The 18,684-nt window shown below is 48.7% G+C and carries 18 protein-coding genes and 1 riboswitch; of the genes, 13 read left to right on the top strand and 5 right to left on the bottom strand.

What is annotated here, in order from left to right; all coding sequences use genetic code 11:
* The first annotated feature begins 2 nt into the window (after positions 1-2).
* The 3 genes from dapB (at position 3) to AAIG11_RS04060 (ending at position 2,812) form a co-directional block, all read left to right on the top strand.
* A complete protein-coding gene (gene dapB, locus AAIG11_RS04050; protein ID WP_343184995.1) occupies positions 3-722 on the top strand; it encodes a 4-hydroxy-tetrahydrodipicolinate reductase in 720 nt (239 codons plus the stop codon).
* 152 nt (positions 723-874) lie between these two features.
* Positions 875-1,588, top strand: coding sequence for a 2,3,4,5-tetrahydropyridine-2,6-dicarboxylate N-acetyltransferase (gene dapD / locus AAIG11_RS04055; RefSeq protein ID WP_343184996.1), 714 nt, complete (start codon positions 875-877; stop codon positions 1,586-1,588).
* Between the two features lie 3 nt (positions 1,589-1,591).
* Entirely contained in the window at positions 1,592-2,812 is a 1,221-nt protein-coding gene (locus AAIG11_RS04060) for an aspartate kinase (protein WP_343184997.1), read from the top strand.
* Between the two features lie 161 nt (positions 2,813-2,973).
* On the opposite strand, the gene AAIG11_RS04065 is transcribed toward AAIG11_RS04060, so the two are convergent.
* The 5 genes from AAIG11_RS04065 to yedE form a co-directional block, all read right to left on the bottom strand.
* Entirely contained in the window at positions 2,974-3,996 is a 1,023-nt protein-coding gene (locus AAIG11_RS04065; RefSeq protein ID WP_343184998.1) for a PfkB family carbohydrate kinase, read from the bottom strand.
* Between the two features lie 137 nt (positions 3,997-4,133).
* Positions 4,134-4,763 carry a bifunctional 2-keto-4-hydroxyglutarate aldolase/2-keto-3-deoxy-6-phosphogluconate aldolase gene (locus tag AAIG11_RS04070; protein WP_343184999.1) on the bottom strand — a complete coding sequence of 210 codons (630 nt, stop codon included), beginning with the start codon at positions 4,761-4,763 and terminating at the stop codon, positions 4,134-4,136.
* 197 nt (positions 4,764-4,960) lie between these two features.
* A complete protein-coding gene (locus AAIG11_RS04075; RefSeq protein ID WP_343185000.1) occupies positions 4,961-5,203 on the bottom strand; it encodes a putative Se/S carrier protein in 243 nt (80 codons plus the stop codon).
* 13 nt (positions 5,204-5,216) lie between these two features.
* Positions 5,217-5,429 (bottom strand): sulfurtransferase TusA family protein, encoded by a 213-nt coding sequence (locus AAIG11_RS04080; protein ID WP_343185001.1) that lies wholly within the window; start codon positions 5,427-5,429, stop codon positions 5,217-5,219.
* Entirely contained in the window at positions 5,419-6,498 is a 1,080-nt protein-coding gene (gene yedE / locus AAIG11_RS04085; protein WP_343185002.1) for a YedE family putative selenium transporter, read from the bottom strand. The genes AAIG11_RS04080 and yedE overlap by 11 nt, the downstream gene beginning before the upstream one ends.
* Before the next feature lie 253 nt (positions 6,499-6,751).
* Between yedE and AAIG11_RS04090 the strand changes: the two genes are divergently transcribed.
* The 10 genes from AAIG11_RS04090 to AAIG11_RS04135 all read left to right on the top strand — a co-directional run bounded on the left by AAIG11_RS04090 (position 6,752) and on the right by AAIG11_RS04135 (position 18,662).
* Positions 6,752-7,900 (top strand): aminotransferase class V-fold PLP-dependent enzyme, encoded by a 1,149-nt coding sequence (locus tag AAIG11_RS04090; protein ID WP_343185003.1) that lies wholly within the window; start codon positions 6,752-6,754, stop codon positions 7,898-7,900.
* A 111-nt stretch (positions 7,901-8,011) separates the two neighbouring features.
* On the top strand, positions 8,012-9,070 hold the full coding sequence (locus AAIG11_RS04095; RefSeq protein ID WP_343185004.1) for a C4-dicarboxylate TRAP transporter substrate-binding protein: 1,059 nt from the start codon (positions 8,012-8,014) through the stop codon (positions 9,068-9,070).
* Between the two features lie 81 nt (positions 9,071-9,151).
* Positions 9,152-9,655, top strand: a complete 504-nt coding sequence (locus tag AAIG11_RS04100; protein ID WP_343185005.1) for a TRAP transporter small permease — start codon at positions 9,152-9,154, stop codon at positions 9,653-9,655.
* Positions 9,655-10,944 (top strand): TRAP transporter large permease, encoded by a 1,290-nt coding sequence (locus AAIG11_RS04105; protein WP_343185006.1) that lies wholly within the window; start codon positions 9,655-9,657, stop codon positions 10,942-10,944. The genes AAIG11_RS04100 and AAIG11_RS04105 overlap by 1 nt, the downstream gene beginning before the upstream one ends.
* Positions 10,945-10,957: 13 nt before the next feature.
* On the top strand, positions 10,958-11,626 hold the full coding sequence (locus AAIG11_RS04110; RefSeq protein WP_343185007.1) for a GntR family transcriptional regulator: 669 nt from the start codon (positions 10,958-10,960) through the stop codon (positions 11,624-11,626).
* A 42-nt stretch (positions 11,627-11,668) separates the two neighbouring features.
* A complete protein-coding gene (locus AAIG11_RS04115) occupies positions 11,669-12,694 on the top strand; it encodes a zinc-binding alcohol dehydrogenase family protein (protein WP_343185008.1) in 1,026 nt (341 codons plus the stop codon).
* A gap of 89 nt (positions 12,695-12,783) precedes the next feature.
* Entirely contained in the window at positions 12,784-14,235 is a 1,452-nt protein-coding gene (locus tag AAIG11_RS04120) for a tagaturonate reductase (protein WP_343185009.1), read from the top strand.
* A complete protein-coding gene (locus AAIG11_RS04125) occupies positions 14,232-15,719 on the top strand; it encodes a UxaA family hydrolase (RefSeq protein WP_343185010.1) in 1,488 nt (495 codons plus the stop codon). The genes AAIG11_RS04120 and AAIG11_RS04125 overlap by 4 nt, the downstream gene beginning before the upstream one ends.
* 274 nt (positions 15,720-15,993) lie before the next feature.
* Positions 15,994-16,184, top strand: a riboswitch (cobalamin riboswitch).
* Between the two features lie 124 nt (positions 16,185-16,308).
* Positions 16,309-16,851, top strand: coding sequence for a cob(I)yrinic acid a,c-diamide adenosyltransferase (locus AAIG11_RS04130; RefSeq protein ID WP_343185011.1), 543 nt, complete (start codon positions 16,309-16,311; stop codon positions 16,849-16,851).
* 152 nt (positions 16,852-17,003) lie between these two features.
* Entirely contained in the window at positions 17,004-18,662 is a 1,659-nt protein-coding gene (locus AAIG11_RS04135; RefSeq protein WP_343185012.1) for an ABC transporter substrate-binding protein, read from the top strand.
* The last annotated feature ends 22 nt before the right edge of the window (positions 18,663-18,684 follow it).

Raw genomic sequence — 18,684 nt, forward strand, 5'->3', positions numbered from 1 at the left:
TCATGCACCTGCTGGTGTGGGGAAAAACAGGAAAGATGGGGCAAATGATGATCAAAATGGCCAAAGAAGACCCCTTTTGGCGACAGGTTCAAGGCATTGGATCCCATGATGATGTGGATTCAGAACATCTGAAGGCCGATGTGGTCATTGACTTTTCAAATCCCAGGGCATTGGATGCTGTGCTGGACTTTTGTCTGAAGCGACAATGTCCCTTGGTGATTGGCACCACTGGATACTCGGAAGAGCAGATTGCCAAAATACAGACGGCTGCCACAAAGATACCGCTGGTGTATTCCACCAACATGTCGCTGGGAATGAACCTGCTCTTTTCACTGGTGAAAAAGACAGCATCCATATTGAAAGATTCTGTGGACATTGAAGTGGTGGAGGCCCACCACAACCGCAAGAAAGACGCTCCCTCCGGCAGTGCCTGCACCATTATAGAAGCCATTGAAGCCGGCCTGGGTGCGAAACATCCTCATGTTCATGGCCGTGTGGGAGAAGCTCCCCGGCAAAAAGGAGAAATCGGTATCCACAGCCTTCGGGGAGGGAACATCGTAGGCCGTCACGAAGCCTGGTTTATTCATGAACTGGAGAGTCTCACCCTGGTGCATGAAGCGCATGACCGGTCTGTCTTTGCCAAAGGGGCCCTGGAAGCTGCCAAGTATGTGGTGGGAGCTGACATTGGCTATTATGACATGACCCATGTGTTAGGGCTTTAAGGGAGCAACTCGAAGAAAGAAATAAGCATATTGAAAACATGAAATGAACCGTATACAAGAAGTGGGATGAACTAAAGCAAGAATTGAGATGAGAAATTATAAGACGTGGATCATCTTATAAGGTGGATGATCTGACATAATGGAGGGAAATAATGGAAGCACAGGAAATCATCGCATACATTCAAAACAGTGTCAAAAAAACACCCGTGAAAGTCTATGTCAAAGGAAAACTGGACACCATCGACTGGGAGAAATTCCCCGGCAAAGCCTTCATCAGCGGTGAAGCCGGCGTGTTGTTCGGTAACTGGAAGCCGGTGGAAACTTTCTTACAAGAACAGGGAGAAGACATTGAAGATCTGGTGGTGGAGAACGACTGCAATCTATCCGGTGTACCGCTATTGGATACGAAGAAATTGCAGGCTCGTATTGAGCCAGGGGCTATCATTCGGGAAAAAGTGGAAGTTCAGCCCAATGCCATTATCATGATGGGTGCGGTCATCAATATTGGTGCTGTGATTGGTGAAGGCACCATGATCGACATGAATGCAGTGGTCGGAGGACGGGGAATCATTGGCAAAAACTGCCATTTGGGTGCCGGTGCCGTGGTGGCCGGCGTGGTGGAGCCTGCCTCAGCCACTCCGGTGATTATTGAAGATAATGTACTGATTGGTGCCAATGCAGTGATTCTGGAGGGTGTGCGTGTTGGTGAAGGTTCTGTGGTGGCAGCCGGTGCCATTGTGACTGAAGATGTGCCTGCAGGTGTGGTGGTGGCCGGTACACCCGCCAGAGTCATCAAAACCATTGACGATCAGACCCGCTCTAAAACCGGGCTGGTGGATGCACTGCGTCAGTTGAATGAGGAATAGACCATGAGTATTATTGTTCAAAAATACGGAGGCACCTCTGTCGGCACGCCTGAACGGATCAAAGCGGTGGCAAACCGCGTGATTCAGAAGAAGAACCAGGGACATCAGCTGGTAGTCATTGTTTCAGCCATGGGAAAAACCACCGACAGTCTTATTGAGCTGGCCCGTCAGATCACCGACAATCCGGCCCCCAGGGAAATGGATATGCTGTTGACCACCGGTGAACAGGTGAGTATTTCACTGTTGGCCATGGCCCTCATGGATCAGGGACAACCGGCGGTTTCTTTCACAGGCCCCCAGCTGGGCATTCAGACCACCTCACTGCATCAAAAAGCCCGCATTTTGGATATTGACGTGAGTCGTATTCACCAGGCCCTGGCGCAAAATCAGGTGGTGGTGGTGGCAGGCTTCCAGGGAGTTTCGGAAAACCAGGAAATCACCACACTGGGAAGAGGTGGCAGCGATACCTCGGCTGTGGCGCTGGCAGCCAAGCTGCGGGCAACCTGTGAGATCTATACTGATGTGGAAGGGATCTATACCATGGATCCCCGCAAGCTGCCGGGGGCAAAAAAGCTGGATTATATCACCTCTGAAGAAATGATGGAAATGGCCAGCCTGGGTGCCGGTGTATTGCATCACCGGTCAGTGGAACTAGCGCATAAATTTCAAGTCCCATTGTATCTGGCGTCGACTTTCAGCGATCAGCCGGGAACCTGGGTTGTGAATGGAGGCAATGAAGGAATGGAAGAGAGCTTGGTAACGGGGATGACATCCAGTCGATCAGATGTCCAGGTCACCTTGATGAATCTGCCGGCGGGCATGAAGAGCCTGCGTCGTATTTTTTCCGAGATGGCAGAAAAAGAAGTGAATGTGGATATGATTTCTCAGATGATGAATGGGAATCAACGCATGTACGTCAGCTTCACCATTCCCCGGGAAGATGTGCAGGTGGCACGTAGCCTCATGGAAACCTGGCATGCAGAGGACGATGCTATTCACTGGGATATTAACGAAAACATCGTGAAAATGTCCATCGTGGGGTTGGGTATGCGCACCCATTCAGGTGTGGCGGGCAACGTTTTTGCTGCACTGGAGGGAGCCGGGATTGAACTTAAGATGGTGACCACTTCTGAAATTAATATTTCATGGGTACTGGCAGAAGAAGACGAAGCGAAAGCCATTCAAGCCATCGGGCAAGCTTTTGAGTTGGCCGAAGAGGAGTAACTGAAAGATAGAATTAAACAGCAATAAAAAATCGGCCAACCCCGTAGCATGAAGGGGTTGGCCTTTATAGAGAAAAGAGAAGGGGGTTGGTAAGCCTGCGTGTTGGTTATGGGTTGCTCAGATTGCTGTCGATAAATCAGATCAACGTGCAAATCAGCAGATTAGCGCTGCACGCGTCCGGAAGCATCGCCCTTTAACAGGTTCTCCACCTCGGGAACAGTGACCATGTTGAAGTCGCCGAAAATGGTGTGTTTCAGAGCAGAAGCGGCCACGCCAAATTCCAGGGCATCCTTGAAGTTTTTGCCTTCCAGAAGACCGTAAATGATACCGCCGGCAAAGGAATCACCACCGCCAACCCGGTCAACAATGCGCACATCATATTCCCGGGAATGATAAAACTCATTACCATCGTAGGCGCAGGCCGACCAGCCGTTGTCGGAAGCCGAGTAGGACTTGCGCAGTGAGCTGATCACATATTTGAATCCAAACTGTTCTTTCATCTGCTTAAAGATATCTTGATAACCGGCCAGTTCCAGATCGCCGGAAGTGACATCAGTTTTACCGGGTTTAAAGCCAAGGACTTTCTCAGCGTCTTCTTCATTACCAATGCACACATCCACATATTGCATCAGATTGGACATGACAGCTTTGGCTTCTTCAGGAGTCCACAGGTTTTTACGGTAGTTCAGGTCAACAGAAACAGTCACATCATGTTTTTTAGCGGCTTTTAGTGCTGCTTCTGTCAAAGCAGCTGCCTTTTCGCCCAAGGCAGGCGTAATGCCGGAAAAATGGAACCAGGAAGCATCGCTGAAAATCGCATCAAAGTCAAAATCTTCAACAGTTGCTTCCGCAATGGAAGAACCGGCTCGGTCATAAACCACCTTGGAGGGACGCATGGAAGCGCCGGATTCCAGGTAGTAGATGCCCACACGGTCGCCGCCCCTGGCAACATAATCAGTATGAACACCGAAGCGTCGCAGGTGATTGACGGCTGCCTGGCCGATTTCATGCTTTGGCAGCTTGGAAACGAAATAAGCATCGTAGCCATAGTTGGCCAATGAAACGGCTACGTTGGCTTCCCCGCCGCCGTAGACAACATCGAAAGACTCAGCCTGAACAAAACGCTGATAACCGGGGGGGGAGAGGCGCAGCATGATTTCACCAAGAGTGACTACTTTTTTCATTACATTTTCCTCCTTATCATTCCATAAATGGGATACCGCTCCAGCGGGTTTTCATCGATTTGAAATAACTTCTTAGATGATTTGAAAGGGTCGTTTGACGAATGGTTTGTGTTCGAAATCAGGGAAGATTTTGTGCGTTACTGCTCTCGGGCTTCCCTGACTTTTGCCACCAGAGCCTGTGCGGCTTTGGTCATGTCTTCCGGTGTGCCTTTGGTCAGATTGCCACCCACGCCGACGGCAATACACCCATTATTGATCCATTTGTCAACATTTTCAAGACTCACGCCGCCGGTGGGCATCAAAACCGCCTGTGGCAGTGGTCCTTTGACTGCTTTGATGAAGTCAGGGCCGCCCAGACTTCCGGGGAAAACCTTGATCACATCGGCACCGGCTTCCATGGCCTGAATCATTTCTGTCAGTGTCATACAGCCAGGCATATAAGGAATTTGATATCGATTGCATAACTTGGCAGTTTCAGCATCAAAGGCAGGGCTCACCACATACTTGGCACCTGCTAAAATACCGATGCGGGCTGTTTCGCTGTCAAGCACAGTACCTGCACCCACCAGCAGACGATCTCCAAACTCCTCAGTCAAAGATTCAATGACCTTGTGAGCTCCCGGCACGGTGAAAGTGATTTCAATGGCATCAATGCCGCCTTCCATGCAGGCTAGGGCAATTTTGCGTGCATGTTCGCTGTTTTCAGCACGTACCACAGCGACCACGCCCACTGCTTCAATGCGCTGAAGCACTTCATATCTTCTCATTAAATGGCCTCCTTTTCAACTTAAAAGGTTCATAATATGAAACTATGATTTGCTTTGTGAAACCTTACTTGTATCTTATAATGACTTCTCTCAAAAAGCAATACCATTTACATAAGAATTTTACCCATATCACAATAAAAAACCAAAGGTAAAGAAAAAACCCTCCCGTACAGATAGGAGGGTTGAGAGAAGGTATGTTATGTGTCGCTGGTAAATACCAAATGATAACCATCGGATGCAGCGAGATATATTTTTTCGATTTCTTCATCTGCCAGTTCTTCGCAAGGTCCCTCATAAGTGATCTTTGCTCCCACACCGCAGTTAGAGCTAAGCTGGCGGGGAACTGGCATCAACTCACAGGAGAAACCTTCCCGTTTGGCAAAGCGTTTAAACTTAATGGCGCCGGAATGGGTGAAGAACAATACCATGTATTCTTTCATTCAAAACGTCCCTTCAGGATTTTTTTGCCTGAAGTTGGTAAGTGTCCTCAGACATATCAATGTCTACAGTATAACCTGCATTTTGCAAAAAACGCAAGACATTTCCCTTGGCAGTCTCATTGTCCACCAGGATTGTCAGGTCTGTGGGTTGTTGATCAATTGCTTTTTTGGTGAGAAGAACCGGTTGAGGGCAGGATAAACCACGCGCATCAATGCTATTCAACATTTACACCTCCTTTAGCAGTACTAACCGCCAGATCTGAATTCAAATAGGCAATACCTGCCATAATGGCCAGGCCAATGATCAACACAAGTTTCCCATTGGGAGTGGCTCCTGCAGGGCTGGAGGCCAGTGACATGTTATGGGCAAAAGCGGCACCCACCAGCAATCCCATCACTGTGATGGCGGAATCAGTGTTGCCCTCTGCAGCAAGAATCAACTGACGTAACGGGCAGCCACCCAGCAGTACGGCAGAAAATCCAACACCCAGCATTCCAAGAAAGTTCCAGAGGGTTTCGGTGTGTGCCACCGGTTGACCTGCAAGGCCCAGATTAAAGTTGCCTGTCACCAGGTTGCCCACAAAAGCAACTATAAAAATACCGGCAAATCCAAGAAACAAAAGATTATCTCTAAAGAGAATAATGTCACGGATGCCACCCATGGTGCATAGCCGGGTGCGTTGTGCCAGAGCTCCCACAATCAAACCGGAAGCCAGGGCAATGAAAAGAGGTGCTCTCATGGAGCCGGGACCGTTCTCACTGAAAAAAAGAACGCCGGGAAAAGCGATTAAAACAACAAGCAGCAACACATTCACCAAGGGAAATGCATAGCCTTCAGACTTGGCCAGGGTATAATTCCGTTTCAAATTATAACCTCTGTTCAGAAAAAAGATGCCGATGGCAATACCCACTACAAAGCCACCTGTTGCGGGAAGTGCATTTAAATCGCCGCCGGCAAGACGTAAGACCATTCGCAGGGGGCATCCCAGAAAAACAAGGGCGCTGATCATCATCAGGGCACCAAGAAAAAAGCGGATAAATGGAGCGGAACCTCCCTTTGACGCAAATTCACCCCGTGATTTTGCCATAATGAACGCACCAATCACCAGCCCCATGACTTCGGGCCGGGCATACTGAACCACATCTGCCCGATGCATGCCCACACCGCCGGCAATGTCTCTAATGAAGCAGGCTATGCAATAGCCCATGTTCGCCGGGTTTCCAAAAACCACCAGCAACACTGATAATAGACCAACCACACCTCCTGCTGCCAACAAACCTCTCTTACTGTCCAAAATGATTCCTCCTTTTAAAATGAACTTGATAATATTATAACCAGGGTCATCTTCATCATACCAAGTTCTCTAAGGGAAGTTAAATCGAGGTTTTCGATGGAAATGCGTTAATGGATTTAAAATATCTATCAAAGGAAGAACGCTTATTTGATATGATTGAGGTAAAGTTGAAAAACAGCTTGAACCAAAAGATTCAAGTACGAATCGAACAGAGGCAGATACGACATATCAAAAGCACGAGAGGAGCTATTTTATGAATATATATATGGATAATGGGGCGACTACCTTTCCAAAGCCCCCTGAGGTTGCAGAATCCATGTTCCATTACATCACGCAGGTTGGTGGGAACGTGAATCGGGGTAGTTATGCCAGTGCCTTTGATGCCGGAGACGTGGTGTATGAAACACGCGAAATGGCGGCAGCGCTGTTTAACAGCCTTGAACCCGAGCAAATCATTTTCACCCGTCATGTCACAGAAAGCCTGAATCTGGTTTTGAAAGGGTTCCTCAAACCAGGTGACCATGTGCTGGTGACCTCCATGGAACACAATGCAGTGATGCGGCCCCTCAATGCCCTGTTGGAAAAAGGTGTCACATTTTCTTGTGTTCCCTGTACCACAGAAGGCATTTTACAGGGTGATGCCCTTGAAACAATGCGTAAACCCCACACAAAAGCCGTGGTGATGACCCATGCCTCCAACGTTAGTGGCGGTGTACTGGACATTCAGAAGGCAGCTGATTTTTGCCGCACATATCGTCTTGATTTGATCATTGATGCAGCTCAGACAGCGGGCGTCCTGCCCATTGATGTGATAAATTTGGAGCCGGCAGCTGTTTGTTTCACCGGCCATAAAGGTCTTTATGGTCCTCAGGGTGTTGGAGGTGTCTGGCTGAGCAAAGATTTTAGCCAGAAACTACAACCATTACTGGAGGGTGGTACCGGCAGCTTTTCTGAAGAAGAAGTGCAGCCTCAGCATTTACCGGATAAGTTTGAACCCGGCACGTTAAATCTGCCGGGAATTTACGGACTTCATGCGTCGCTGATTTGGCTCAAAAAAACAGGAATAGACGCCATCCACCATCATGAAATGACACTAACGCAGCAATTTCTGGAAGGGCTTAGCACGATTCCTCAGGTGAAGGTGGTTGGACCTCTCGATCTGGTTAAGCGAACGGCTGTGGTTTCCATCACCACGCAGCATATGGATCTGGGAGAACTGGCCCACCGACTGGGGAAGGATTATGGGATTGCCACCCGATCAGGCTTGCACTGCGCTCCACGGGCGCATCAAACTTTGGGGACTTTTCCTACAGGAACAGTGCGGTTCAGTTTTGGATATTTCAATACATCACAGCAGGTACATACAGCCTTAAAATCCCTGAATGAGTTGTTAAATAAATAATTAAGTTCTTTGGGCTTGACAAAGGAAAACGAATTCATTAGACTGTAATATATCACTGATATATTACAAGAATATCAGTGATGACATTATCAAAAAAGAGGAGAGTGACGTATGAAAAAACGTATGACTGCCATTCTGTTGTTGTTTCTGGCACTGGCAATGGTAACAGCCTGCTCGAGTCCGGCCCCGGCGTCTCCGGCTGCCCCAGCCGAAAGTGAAAGTGCAGGTGGTGCTGATACCCCTGCTGCTGCAGCACCTGTTGTGATTCAAATTGGATATGAGAACCATCCTGGTGAGCCGGTGGACCTGGCTGTGAATGAATGGGCCCGGTTGCTGGAAGAACGCAGTGGTGGTAATATGAAGATGGAAGTTTTCCCTTCAAGTCAGCTGGGTTCCAAGAATGACATCATTGACCAGATGCTGGCAGGTTCTTCAGTCATTACCCTGGCTGATGGTGCTTTCTACGCAGATCGTGGTGTACCAGACTTTGGAATTGTCTTCGGACCATTCATTTTCCCCTCATGGGATGATGCCTGGCGTCTCATCGAAAGCGACTGGTATGCGGAGCAATCAGCACTGCTGGAAGACCAGGGACTGAAAATTCTCTCATCCAACTGGAAATACGGCGACAGACACACCCTCACCAAAAGTCCGGTGCGTACGGTTTCAGATCTTCAGGGCATGAAGATTCGTGTTCCCAATAACACCATCCAAATCAAAGGCTTTGAAGTGCTGGGCGCAGCGCCCACACCCATGGCCCTGGGCGAAGTATATACTTCTCTTCAGCAGGGAACCATTGACGGCCTTGAAAATCCGCTGCCGGTGCTTTATAACGGCAAGTTCCATGAAGTTGCCAAATACCTGAGTCTGACTGGGCATGTGCGTAACTTTACCACCTGGATTACCGGCACGCAGTTCTTTAACACGTTGACAGCTGAGCAACAGCAATGGTTGATGGAGACTGGCAATGAAGCCGGATTCTTCAATAATGAGCTGGCTGACGAAGCAACGGAAGAAACCCTGCAACTGTTCATTGACGAAGGTGTTGAAGTGATTGAAGTGGATATTGACGAGTTTGCGGCCGCTGCCGAAGTCTTTTACTCACTGCCTGAGTTTACTTCCATCTGGTCAGAAGGTCTTTATGAAACAGTGAAAGAAGCCATGCAGTAGACTGTGATTCATAATCTGTAATCAATCAGCCGGGAAGGCGGGGGAAACCCGCTTTCCCGGTTTAAATGGAAGGACAGGATGATGGTGAAAAACAAGCCACTGAATTATCTGCTGAATCTGGATCTGGTTTTAACCGGAGCTGCCTTTCTGGTATTGGTAACCATTACCTTTGCCGGTGTCATTATGCGCTACTTTGTGAACCGTCCGCTGGTCTGGCTGGAAGAAGTACAGCTGATGTGTTTTGTATGGATCGTTTTTTTTGGTGCCGGTGCCGCCTTTAGAACCGGCAGTCATGTCGCGATTGACATGCTGGTGGATCGCTTCCCCCAACAACTTCGAAAAATTGTGGAGATATTGATTTACATAGCGGTTGTTCTTGTACTCGGCTATTTTATGATTCAGGGCTGGAGTCTGGTGCAGCAGATGGGGCAGACCAACCGTCTCACCAATATCTTCAAGATTCCTTACACCCTGATTTATGCTGCTTTTCCCATCGGGTGCGTGCTTATGATCATCAATTACTCCATTGCCACATATACACAGGTATTTAAACCGATGATTGTTGGAAAGGAGGGTGACGCGTAATGGAAATCAGCGTAGTGGGCCTCTCGGCTCTCGTGTTGCTGCTCTTATTGTTTTTAAAAGTTCCGGTGTTTGTTTCAGTACTGGCAGGCTCGTTGATCTATTTCATCAATACTCCCAGTGTACCGCCCCAAATCATTGCCCAGCGCGTCATTGCCGGCATTGAGAGTATTCCCCTGCTGGCTATTCCTTTCTTTGTTGCAGCAGGCGTTTTCATGAACTATTCCGGTGTTTCCAAACGGGTCATGCAGTTTGCCGAAGCTATTACCGGTCATATGAGCGGCGGCCTGGCCCAGGTGAACGTCCTCCTATCAGCTCTGATGGGTGGTCTTTCCGGTTCCAACCTGGCAGATGCGGCCATGCAATCCAAAATGCTGGTGCCGGAAATGGTCAGAAAAGGTTACTCCAACGAATTTTCGTCGGTGGTCACCGCTACCTCCGCTATGGTCACCCCTTTGATTCCTCCAGGCATCGCCATGATTCTCTATGGCTCCATTGCCAATGTATCCATCGGGCGGCTCTTCATTGCCGGTATTGGCCCGGGTGTTCTCCTGACCATTTCGCTGATGATGCTGGTTTCTTTTTTGTCAAAACGACGGGGATACAAACCGGTGCGGGAGAAAATGATTGCCGGCAATGAACTGACCAAAGCCATTGGTGTGGCAGTACTGCCTCTGATGCTTCCGGTCATCATTATTGGGGGAATACGCCTGGGTATTTTTACTCCCACCGAAGCTGGTTCTGTGGCCATTGTCTATTCCTTGATGCTGGGTGTGGTTTATCGGGAAATGAACCTGCGGGATTTTCTGAAGGGGTTGAAAGAAACCATTACCAGCACCGCGTCTATCATGATCATCGTAGGTGCTGCTTCAGCTTTTGCTTGGATTCTCACCCGGGAACGGGTGCCTCAAACCATCACCGAATTTATCGTCAGCAATGTGGATAACAAATACCTGTTTCTCATGATGGTGAATGTATTTTTGATTGCAGTGGGTATGTTTATAGAGGGAAATGCGGCCATGATTGTACTGGTGCCCTTACTGGCACCGGTGGCAGCGGCTTATGGCATTCATGAAATTCACTTTGCCATGGTTTTCATCTTCAATATGGCAATTGGAGCTCTCAGCCCTCCCATGGGAACCCTCATGTTCGTCACCTGTGGCATCACCCGGTGCCGGATCAGTGATTTCATACGGGAGGCGGTACCTTTTTACATCCTCCTGTTCACTTGCTTAATGCTGCTGACATTCTTCCCCATCTTCTCATTGGGGCTTGTGAATCTAATTTACTAGAAAAGGTGATCCCATGAAACCAGCTGAAGCCGTAAGAACTACCCCCAAGCTGCCCTTAAAGGAACAGGCGTACCACCACCTGAAAGATCAGATCATCAAGTGTCAGGTAATGCCTGGGAGCCTTCTTTCGGAGAATGACATTGCCCTGGAGATGGGCATCAGTCGAACTCCTGTACGCGAAGCCATTCTGCGCCTCAGTGAAGAGGGCTTTATCACCATCTATCCCCGCAAGGGGATGATTGTTTCGCCGGTGTCCTTTAAAGACATTCAGGAAGTTTTTCAGATTCGCATGATGATTGAACCCCAGGCCGCCGTGCAGGGAAATGCCAACATGACGCTGAAAGAACTGCAGCAGTGGGCGAGTGCTTTTGAGGCCTTTCAACTTTGTCCCGAGCGGGCCTGTTTTGAGCGGTATTTTGAGCTGGATCTGGGTTTTCATCAATATATGATCAGCAGCCTTCAGAATGAACAACTGAGCCAGTTCATGGACCATGTGTATGACCGGGATTATCGGATTCGGGCGCTGTCAACGGTGGTGGAAGAAGACATCGAAAAACGCTCGCGACCAGAGCACATGGACATATTGGAAGCCCTCATCAGCCGGGAACCTCAGCGAATTACCAGCGCCATTACTGAACATCTTGAAAATGCCATTGGTGCAGCCAAGGCAAAAATTCGATAATAGTAACTTTTATAAGAAACCATACAAGCAGAGGAGAATCCCATGGAAGCAACAATGAAAGTGGTGCATATTGATGCACCCGGCAGTATTCAAATTGTGGAAAAAACAGTGCCCATTCCCCAAAAAGGCGAGGCACTGCTAAAAGTAAACTATTGTGGTATTTGCGGCTCTGATATCGCCACTTTCACCGGCAACCAGCCTTTTGCCACCTATCCCCGTATTCCCGGTCATGAGTTTTCAGCTGAGATTGCAGCCATTGAGCCCAATGAAGCAGCCCTTGAAGTGGGGATGCAGGTCACTGCTAACCCGTATTTCAACTGTGGATCCTGCTATTCCTGCCGCCGTGGTCTGGTGAACTGCTGTCAACAGAACGAAACCATGGGTGTGCAACGGGACGGCACTTTTTCAGAGTATATTGTGATGCCCATTGAACGCATTTATCCTGGCGATGGATTGGATGCCAAAAATCTAGCTCTTATTGAGCCCTTCACCATCGGGTACCATGCCGCCAACCGGGCAGATATTCAGGCAGGTGAAAAAGTGTTGGTGCTGGGAGCCGGCGCCATTGGGATCTTCGCCATGATTTCTGCCAGACTGAGAGGTGCCAAGCTGTATGTGGCAGATTTTAATCAGACACGTCTTGACCACGCCCTGCAATTGGGAGCCACTGACGTGGTAAATTTGGGAGAACGGGACCTGATGGATGCAGTCAGGGAATGGACCAACGGCGATGGTATGGACACAGTGATGGAAGCGGCTGGAATTCCTGAAAGCTTTCTCAATGCCATTGAGGCAGCAGCCTTTGGCGGCAAGCTTTCTCTCATTGGTAACGGTTCCCGTGAAACCACCTTCAACCACTCTGTATTGTTGAAAAAAGAACTGAATGTATTTGGTTCCCGCAACAGCCTTCATGATTTCAAGCCGCTGATTGAGCTGGTGAAGTCTGGGGCTGTGGCGATTGAAAGCATGGTCACCCATGTCTATCCTTTTCAGGATTCCATTCAGGCTTTTGAAGCACTGGTGCAATCCCCCGCAGATAAACTGAAAGTATTGATTCGTTTTGATTAGAAAAAATGCTTAGGTGGAGCGCTTTAAGGGGCTCTCCTGAGCATTTTTGATGTAAGAGATCATTAGCCAGAAGAACAGGAGGAACTTCCATGAGATTGAATCATGAACACCTTTCCAACCCCACCCGACATCCCATTCAAGTCATTCAATTTGGAGAAGGCAACTTTCTAAGGGCTTTTGCCGACTGGATGATTCATCGAATGAATCACGAACTGAACTGCCGGATGGGTGTTGCTGTGGTACAGCCTCGCAACAGCCAAAAAGTAAAAGAACTGATGGCACAAGACGGCCTTTACACTCTTATTACCCAAGGAATCCACCAGGGGGAGCTGAAGCAGGAGATCACTGTCATCGACTGCCTGCAGGAGGGTGTCAACACTTATGAGAATTATGATGCCTATTTAAAGCTGGCAGAAGCTCCTGATTTGAAGCTGATGATTTCCAACACCACTGAGGCTGGGATTGTCTACAGCGAAACTGATGAGCTGTCAGATCGCCCCCAAAGCTCTTTTCCAGGCAAACTCACCGCTTTGCTGTATCATCGCTTCAAGACTTTTAAGGGGGATCCGTCAAAAGGACTATTGCATCTTCCCTGCGAACTCATTGAAGAAAATGGGAGCAAACTGAAAGAAATTGTGTTGAAACTGGCAAAGCGCTGGCAGCTGGAACCTGCTTTTATACAATGGGTGGAGAAATACAACATTTTCTACAATACACTGGTGGATCGTATCGTTCCTGGTTATCCTGTCGACGAGGCAGCCACCCTTGAAAAAGAAATGGGATATACCGACCCCTTCATGGTGACGTCAGAATGGTATCATCTATGGGTGATTGAAGGGCCTGATGTGATTAAGGATATTTTTCCGGCGGATCAACTGGGGATGAACGTGCTTTTTGTAGACGATCTTGCCCTTTATCGTGAGCGTAAAGTGCGCATTCTCAACGGAGCGCATACGGCCATGGTTCCTGTGGGATACCTCTATGGGCTTGAAACCGTTGGGGAAACTGTGGAGAATGACATTACCGGAGCTTTTGTGGCCGCAGTGATGTATGAAGAAATTGCGGCCATGGTGCCCATGCCGGCGGCAGAAGTGAAAGCGTATGCCGACAGTATCCTGGATCGTTTCCGAAATCCTTTTATCCGTCACCAGTTGCTGAGTATCTCTCTGAATTCCATGAGTAAGTTCAACACACGTCTCATGCCCACCTTGAATGACTATGCCGCCAAAGGTGAAAACCTGCCTGCCAGAATCCTCTTTTCATTTGCCTCCCTGCTTTATTTCTATCGAGGTAAGCGGGGCGACGAAATCATTCCACTGTCAGATGATCTCCATGTGCTGGAAGCCTTTTCTAAACAGTGGCAAGCCTGGGAAAATCACGAAATCTCTCTGGAACAGTTGGTGACCGAGGTGCTGGCCATGGAATCAATCTGGGGCCGAGACCTGAATCAGGTAAAGGGACTTGCCCAGGGTCTGGTAAGTCACTTGAAAACCATTACGACCAAACCCTATGCGGAAGCCCTTCAGGAGGTGCTGAAATGAAACCCGTCATGCAAATTCATTCCCGGGACAACGTGGTTGTGGCACTGAAACCGCTTTCAGCTGGAGAAGCCATAGCCATTAACGACAGGCAAATCCTGTTGCAGGAAGATATTCAGCCGGGTCATAAAATTGCGCTCACTGCCATTGAGGCCGGTGAGCATATTATTAAATATGGGTATCCCATCGGCCATGCCGTTAGCCCCATTAGCCCGGGCAGTTGGGTTCACTCCCATAACATGAAAACCAATCTTTCTGGTACCATCAGCTATACTTATGAGCCAAAACAGGAAACCATTTCCACCATTGATGGCCCTGCCACCTTTCAGGGTTACCGTCGGAAAAACGGCCTTATTGGCATCCGCAACGAGCTGTGGATTGTACCCACTGTGGGTTGTGTCAATGGCATTGCTGAAATGATGATCAACCAGCTGGGAGAAGAAGTGGACTTGAAAAAAGTGGATCATGTGCATGTGTACAAGCACAGTTACGGCTGCTCTCAATTGGGCGATGATTTGGAAAACACCCGCACCATTCTGACCAATCTTGTGAAACATCCCAATGCCGGCGGCGTGCTGGTGCTGGGTCTTGGGTGTGAAAACAACACCATCGACTCATTTCGGGAAGCTCTGGGTGAGGTGGATGATGAACGGGTGAAGTTTTTGGTGACCCAGAAGGTGGGAGATGAAATTCAGGCTGGCGTGGAGATGCTCAAATCTCTTTACGAGACCATGCTTCAGGACCGGCGGGAGGAAGCATCGCTGGCAGAGCTGAAGATCGGTCTTAAGTGCGGCGGGTCCGACGGATTTTCCGGCATCACAGCCAATCCACTGCTTGGCGCATTTTCCGATTACCTGATCAGCCGTGGCGGCACGACAGTACTCACAGAAGTGCCAGAAATGTTTGGAGCAGAAACCATCCTCATGGGTCGGGCAGCCTCAGAGGCTGTTTTTGATGACATTGTTCATCTGATCAATGACTTTAAAAATTATTTCATCGAACATAAGCAACCGGTATATGAGAACCCGTCTCCGGGGAATAAAGATGGGGGCATCACCACACTTGAAGATAAATCTCTGGGGTGCACCCAAAAAGGCGGCAAATCACCGGTAGTGGATGTGCTGAAATATGGGGAGCGTCTGAAAAAAACGGGACTGAACCTGCTGAACTCACCGGGAAACGATTTGGTATCAGCTACTGCCCTGGGAGCTTCCGGCTGTCACATGGTGCTCTTTACCACCGGCAGGGGAACTCCTTTCGGTTCATTCGTCCCCACCATGAAGGTATCCTCCAACAGTGCCATCCACCAATTGAAACCCCATTGGATTGATTTTAATGCAGGTACGCTATTGGATAAACACACCATGGATGAACTTTTGGCTGAGTTTGTGGCCTACGTGGTGGCAGTGGCCAGCGGAGAGAAACTGAATCACGAAAAGAACGGTATCCGGGAAATTGCCATCTTTAAGACTGGCGTGACACTGTAAATCCATCGGTTCAATAAAATAATCTCAACACAAAATAACCACTCCCAGACGCGGTTGTATGGTGAGTACTTTAGTAGTGATCCTCCTCATCCAAAGCATGGATGCAGCAGAAGAACGGTTGATAAAAGTGTTAAAAAACAATGAAATCCCTGAAGATATTGGTTAAAAAACCAGTATTTTCAGGGGTTTCTGCATATCAAAGAAGATTCGTGTTCTGTCTGGTGATTTCCAAGCCTGTTTGACTTTTGAGAAGGCCTGTGGTACCATCGACTTAATTGAATGATTGTTTTACGGTGCCCGTCAACAACCAGACGGGCTAAAAGGGAAGTGGGTGAAAATCCCACGCGGTCCCGCCACTGTAATGCTGAGAGAAATATCAGAACCACTGTTGCCTGCGGGTAATGGGAAGGAGATATTTCATCGATGACGCAAAGCCAGGAGACCTGCCGTGAAATGCTCCAGATTTTCCACGGAAGATGGAAAGGAGGAAACGCCAAAGAGATGCTTTGTGTTGGCCAAAACCCTTTTTCATGACTTGCGGAAATGGGTTTTTTTGTGTTGTTCAGCAAATGGAATGGAGGCACAGAAAATGAAAATATACACGCGTAAAGGAGACAACGGTGAAACAAGCCTGTGGAATGGCGACCCCATCTTTAAAGACGAAAGCCGTGTGGAATGCTACGGAACAGTGGATGAGTTAAACAGCTTCATCAGTGTTGCCAGAGAAAGCATAGAGAATGAAGAGGTTGTCAGAGTACTGACAGACATTCAGTTGGAACTGTTTGTGGTGGGGGGGGAACTGGCAACCCGAAACCCAGAAAAATTGAAAGCGGTGGTGACACAGGAACATATATGGAGGCAGGAGAGAATCATTGACGTGTTCATGAGTCGGGTGCCAGACATTCACCGTTTCGTTATTCCAGGAGAATCGTTGCCCGGAGCGCATCTTCATGTGGCCCGCACTGTTTGCAGGCGGTTGGAAAGGCGTATTCTGTGGCTTACCCGGGAAGAAGAAGTCAGTGATCTGGTGCTCACCTATGTGAATCGATTATCAGACACGTTATTTGCACTGGCGCTTTATATGGACATGAATGAAACCAACAGCCTGCATGACACGGCAGCGAATCATTGAAGGCATAAAAAAATGATGCTGCGGAAATTCTCAATAAGCATTCAATCAACACGTGGCATGTCAGCAGTCATCAGCCAGCAGCCAGCAGCCGGCAGTCATCAGATCTTCAGCGAAGGAAACAGAAGGCGCCGGCAATCAAAGGAGGAAAATGGATGCAGTTCATTAAAAAGAATAGTGTTCATCAACAGCAGGTGCGCGTTATCGTCGATTTGACAGTGATGGGATTAATGGTAATGATGTTGATATTAACAGGATGCAGTAACAGTGCATCTCCTGCAACCCCACAGGGAGAATCTGACAGAGTGATGGAAGTTACCGATGAAGAGAACCATCCAGGTGATGAAGCATCTGATGAGCCGGTGGTTGTGCGTCTGTCGGGAGGAGATTACGGATATCCCCAGCCTTATACCACCCATTCCAGAGGGCCTGGGCGCTACAAGGTAAATCTAATTTTTGATCGATTGGTGGAAAAAGATGAAAATGGATTTGTTCCATGGCTGGCCCGAGACTGGGAAATCAGTGAGGATGGCCTTTTGCTGACGCTGTACTTGCAGGAAAACGTGATTTGGCATGATGGCACCCCTTTCACCGCAGATGATGTGCTGTTTACATTGGCATACAGCAAGGCATTTCCCCCTGTGGGCTATGGAGGCTTACTGACAGATGATGCCTTTGTAGAAGATGTTCGAAAGGTGGATGACCACTCCCTGGAGATTTACCTGAGAGAAGCTTATGCCAACTATACAGAAGAACTGACAGCGCTGAAGATCATTCCCCGGCACATTTGGGAAGGTGTGACAGATCCTGAAAGTCTCACCGGCAGCGAAGGTGTCATTGGGACAGGTCCCTATCAGCTGACCCACTATGACGCAGAGCACGGCACCTATCGACTGGAAGCGTTTTATGATTTCTGGGGACCGTCTCAGGCAGTGGATGTCATTGAGTTTGTGCCTGTGAGTGATGAAGTTCTCGCCTTGGAAAATGGGGACATTCATTTGGCGAGTATACCGGTGGATGTCATCCAGCGCTTTTCAGACGAGTCGGTCTATGGCCTGATTGATGTGCCAGGCGTATGGGGCTATCGGCTGCGCATGAATCTACAGCAACGCCCTGAGCTACAGCAGCGTGAAGTGCGTCAGGCTTTGGCCTATGCCATTGACCGACAAGATCTGGTGGAGAAAATTGCCAGAGGAGCCGCCCTTCCTGGCAGTATGGGGATTCTCCCTCCCGACCACCGGTGGTACCATACGAACCTGAATCCTTACGCGCCCGATGCGGAAACTGCCAGAGCGTTGTTGGCCTCTGCCGGGTATGAACCAGGAGAACTTTCTTTTACTCTTTTGACAGGACAAAACCAGGAAGTGCGCATGGGAGAGCTGATTCGAGAGCATCTGGAAGCAGTAGGAATCACTGTGACCATTCAGTCAGTGGACAGCAATACCCGGGACCAGCGGTTGGCGGAAGGAGCCTATGAAATCGGCCTTACGGGACATGGAGGCTGGGCCAGAGATGCAGATTATCTGAGGGATCGTTTTGCACCAGATGCTTTTAACTGGTCAGATGGGGTCCCTGGTTATGAAAATGAGTGGTTGACGGCTGAATTGAACCGGCAAATCACCATAATGGATGAGCAGGAACGAAAAGCAAGCATCATGGCAATTCAGGAAGCGCTGGCAGAAGATGTACCTGAGATTCCCCTCTATTTTAATACCGGCAGCACTGTGTATCGCCGGGATATCTATGATGGTTGGATGCATATCTTTGACCATCACGAAGTGACGCACAACAAGCTTTCTTTCTTAAATCGATAAAGTGAATTTTCATTTAAAGAAG

The sequence above is a fragment of the Anoxynatronum sibiricum genome, assembly GCF_039414295.1.
Lineage (GTDB): Bacteria > Bacillota > Clostridia > Peptostreptococcales > Tindalliaceae > Anoxynatronum > Anoxynatronum sibiricum.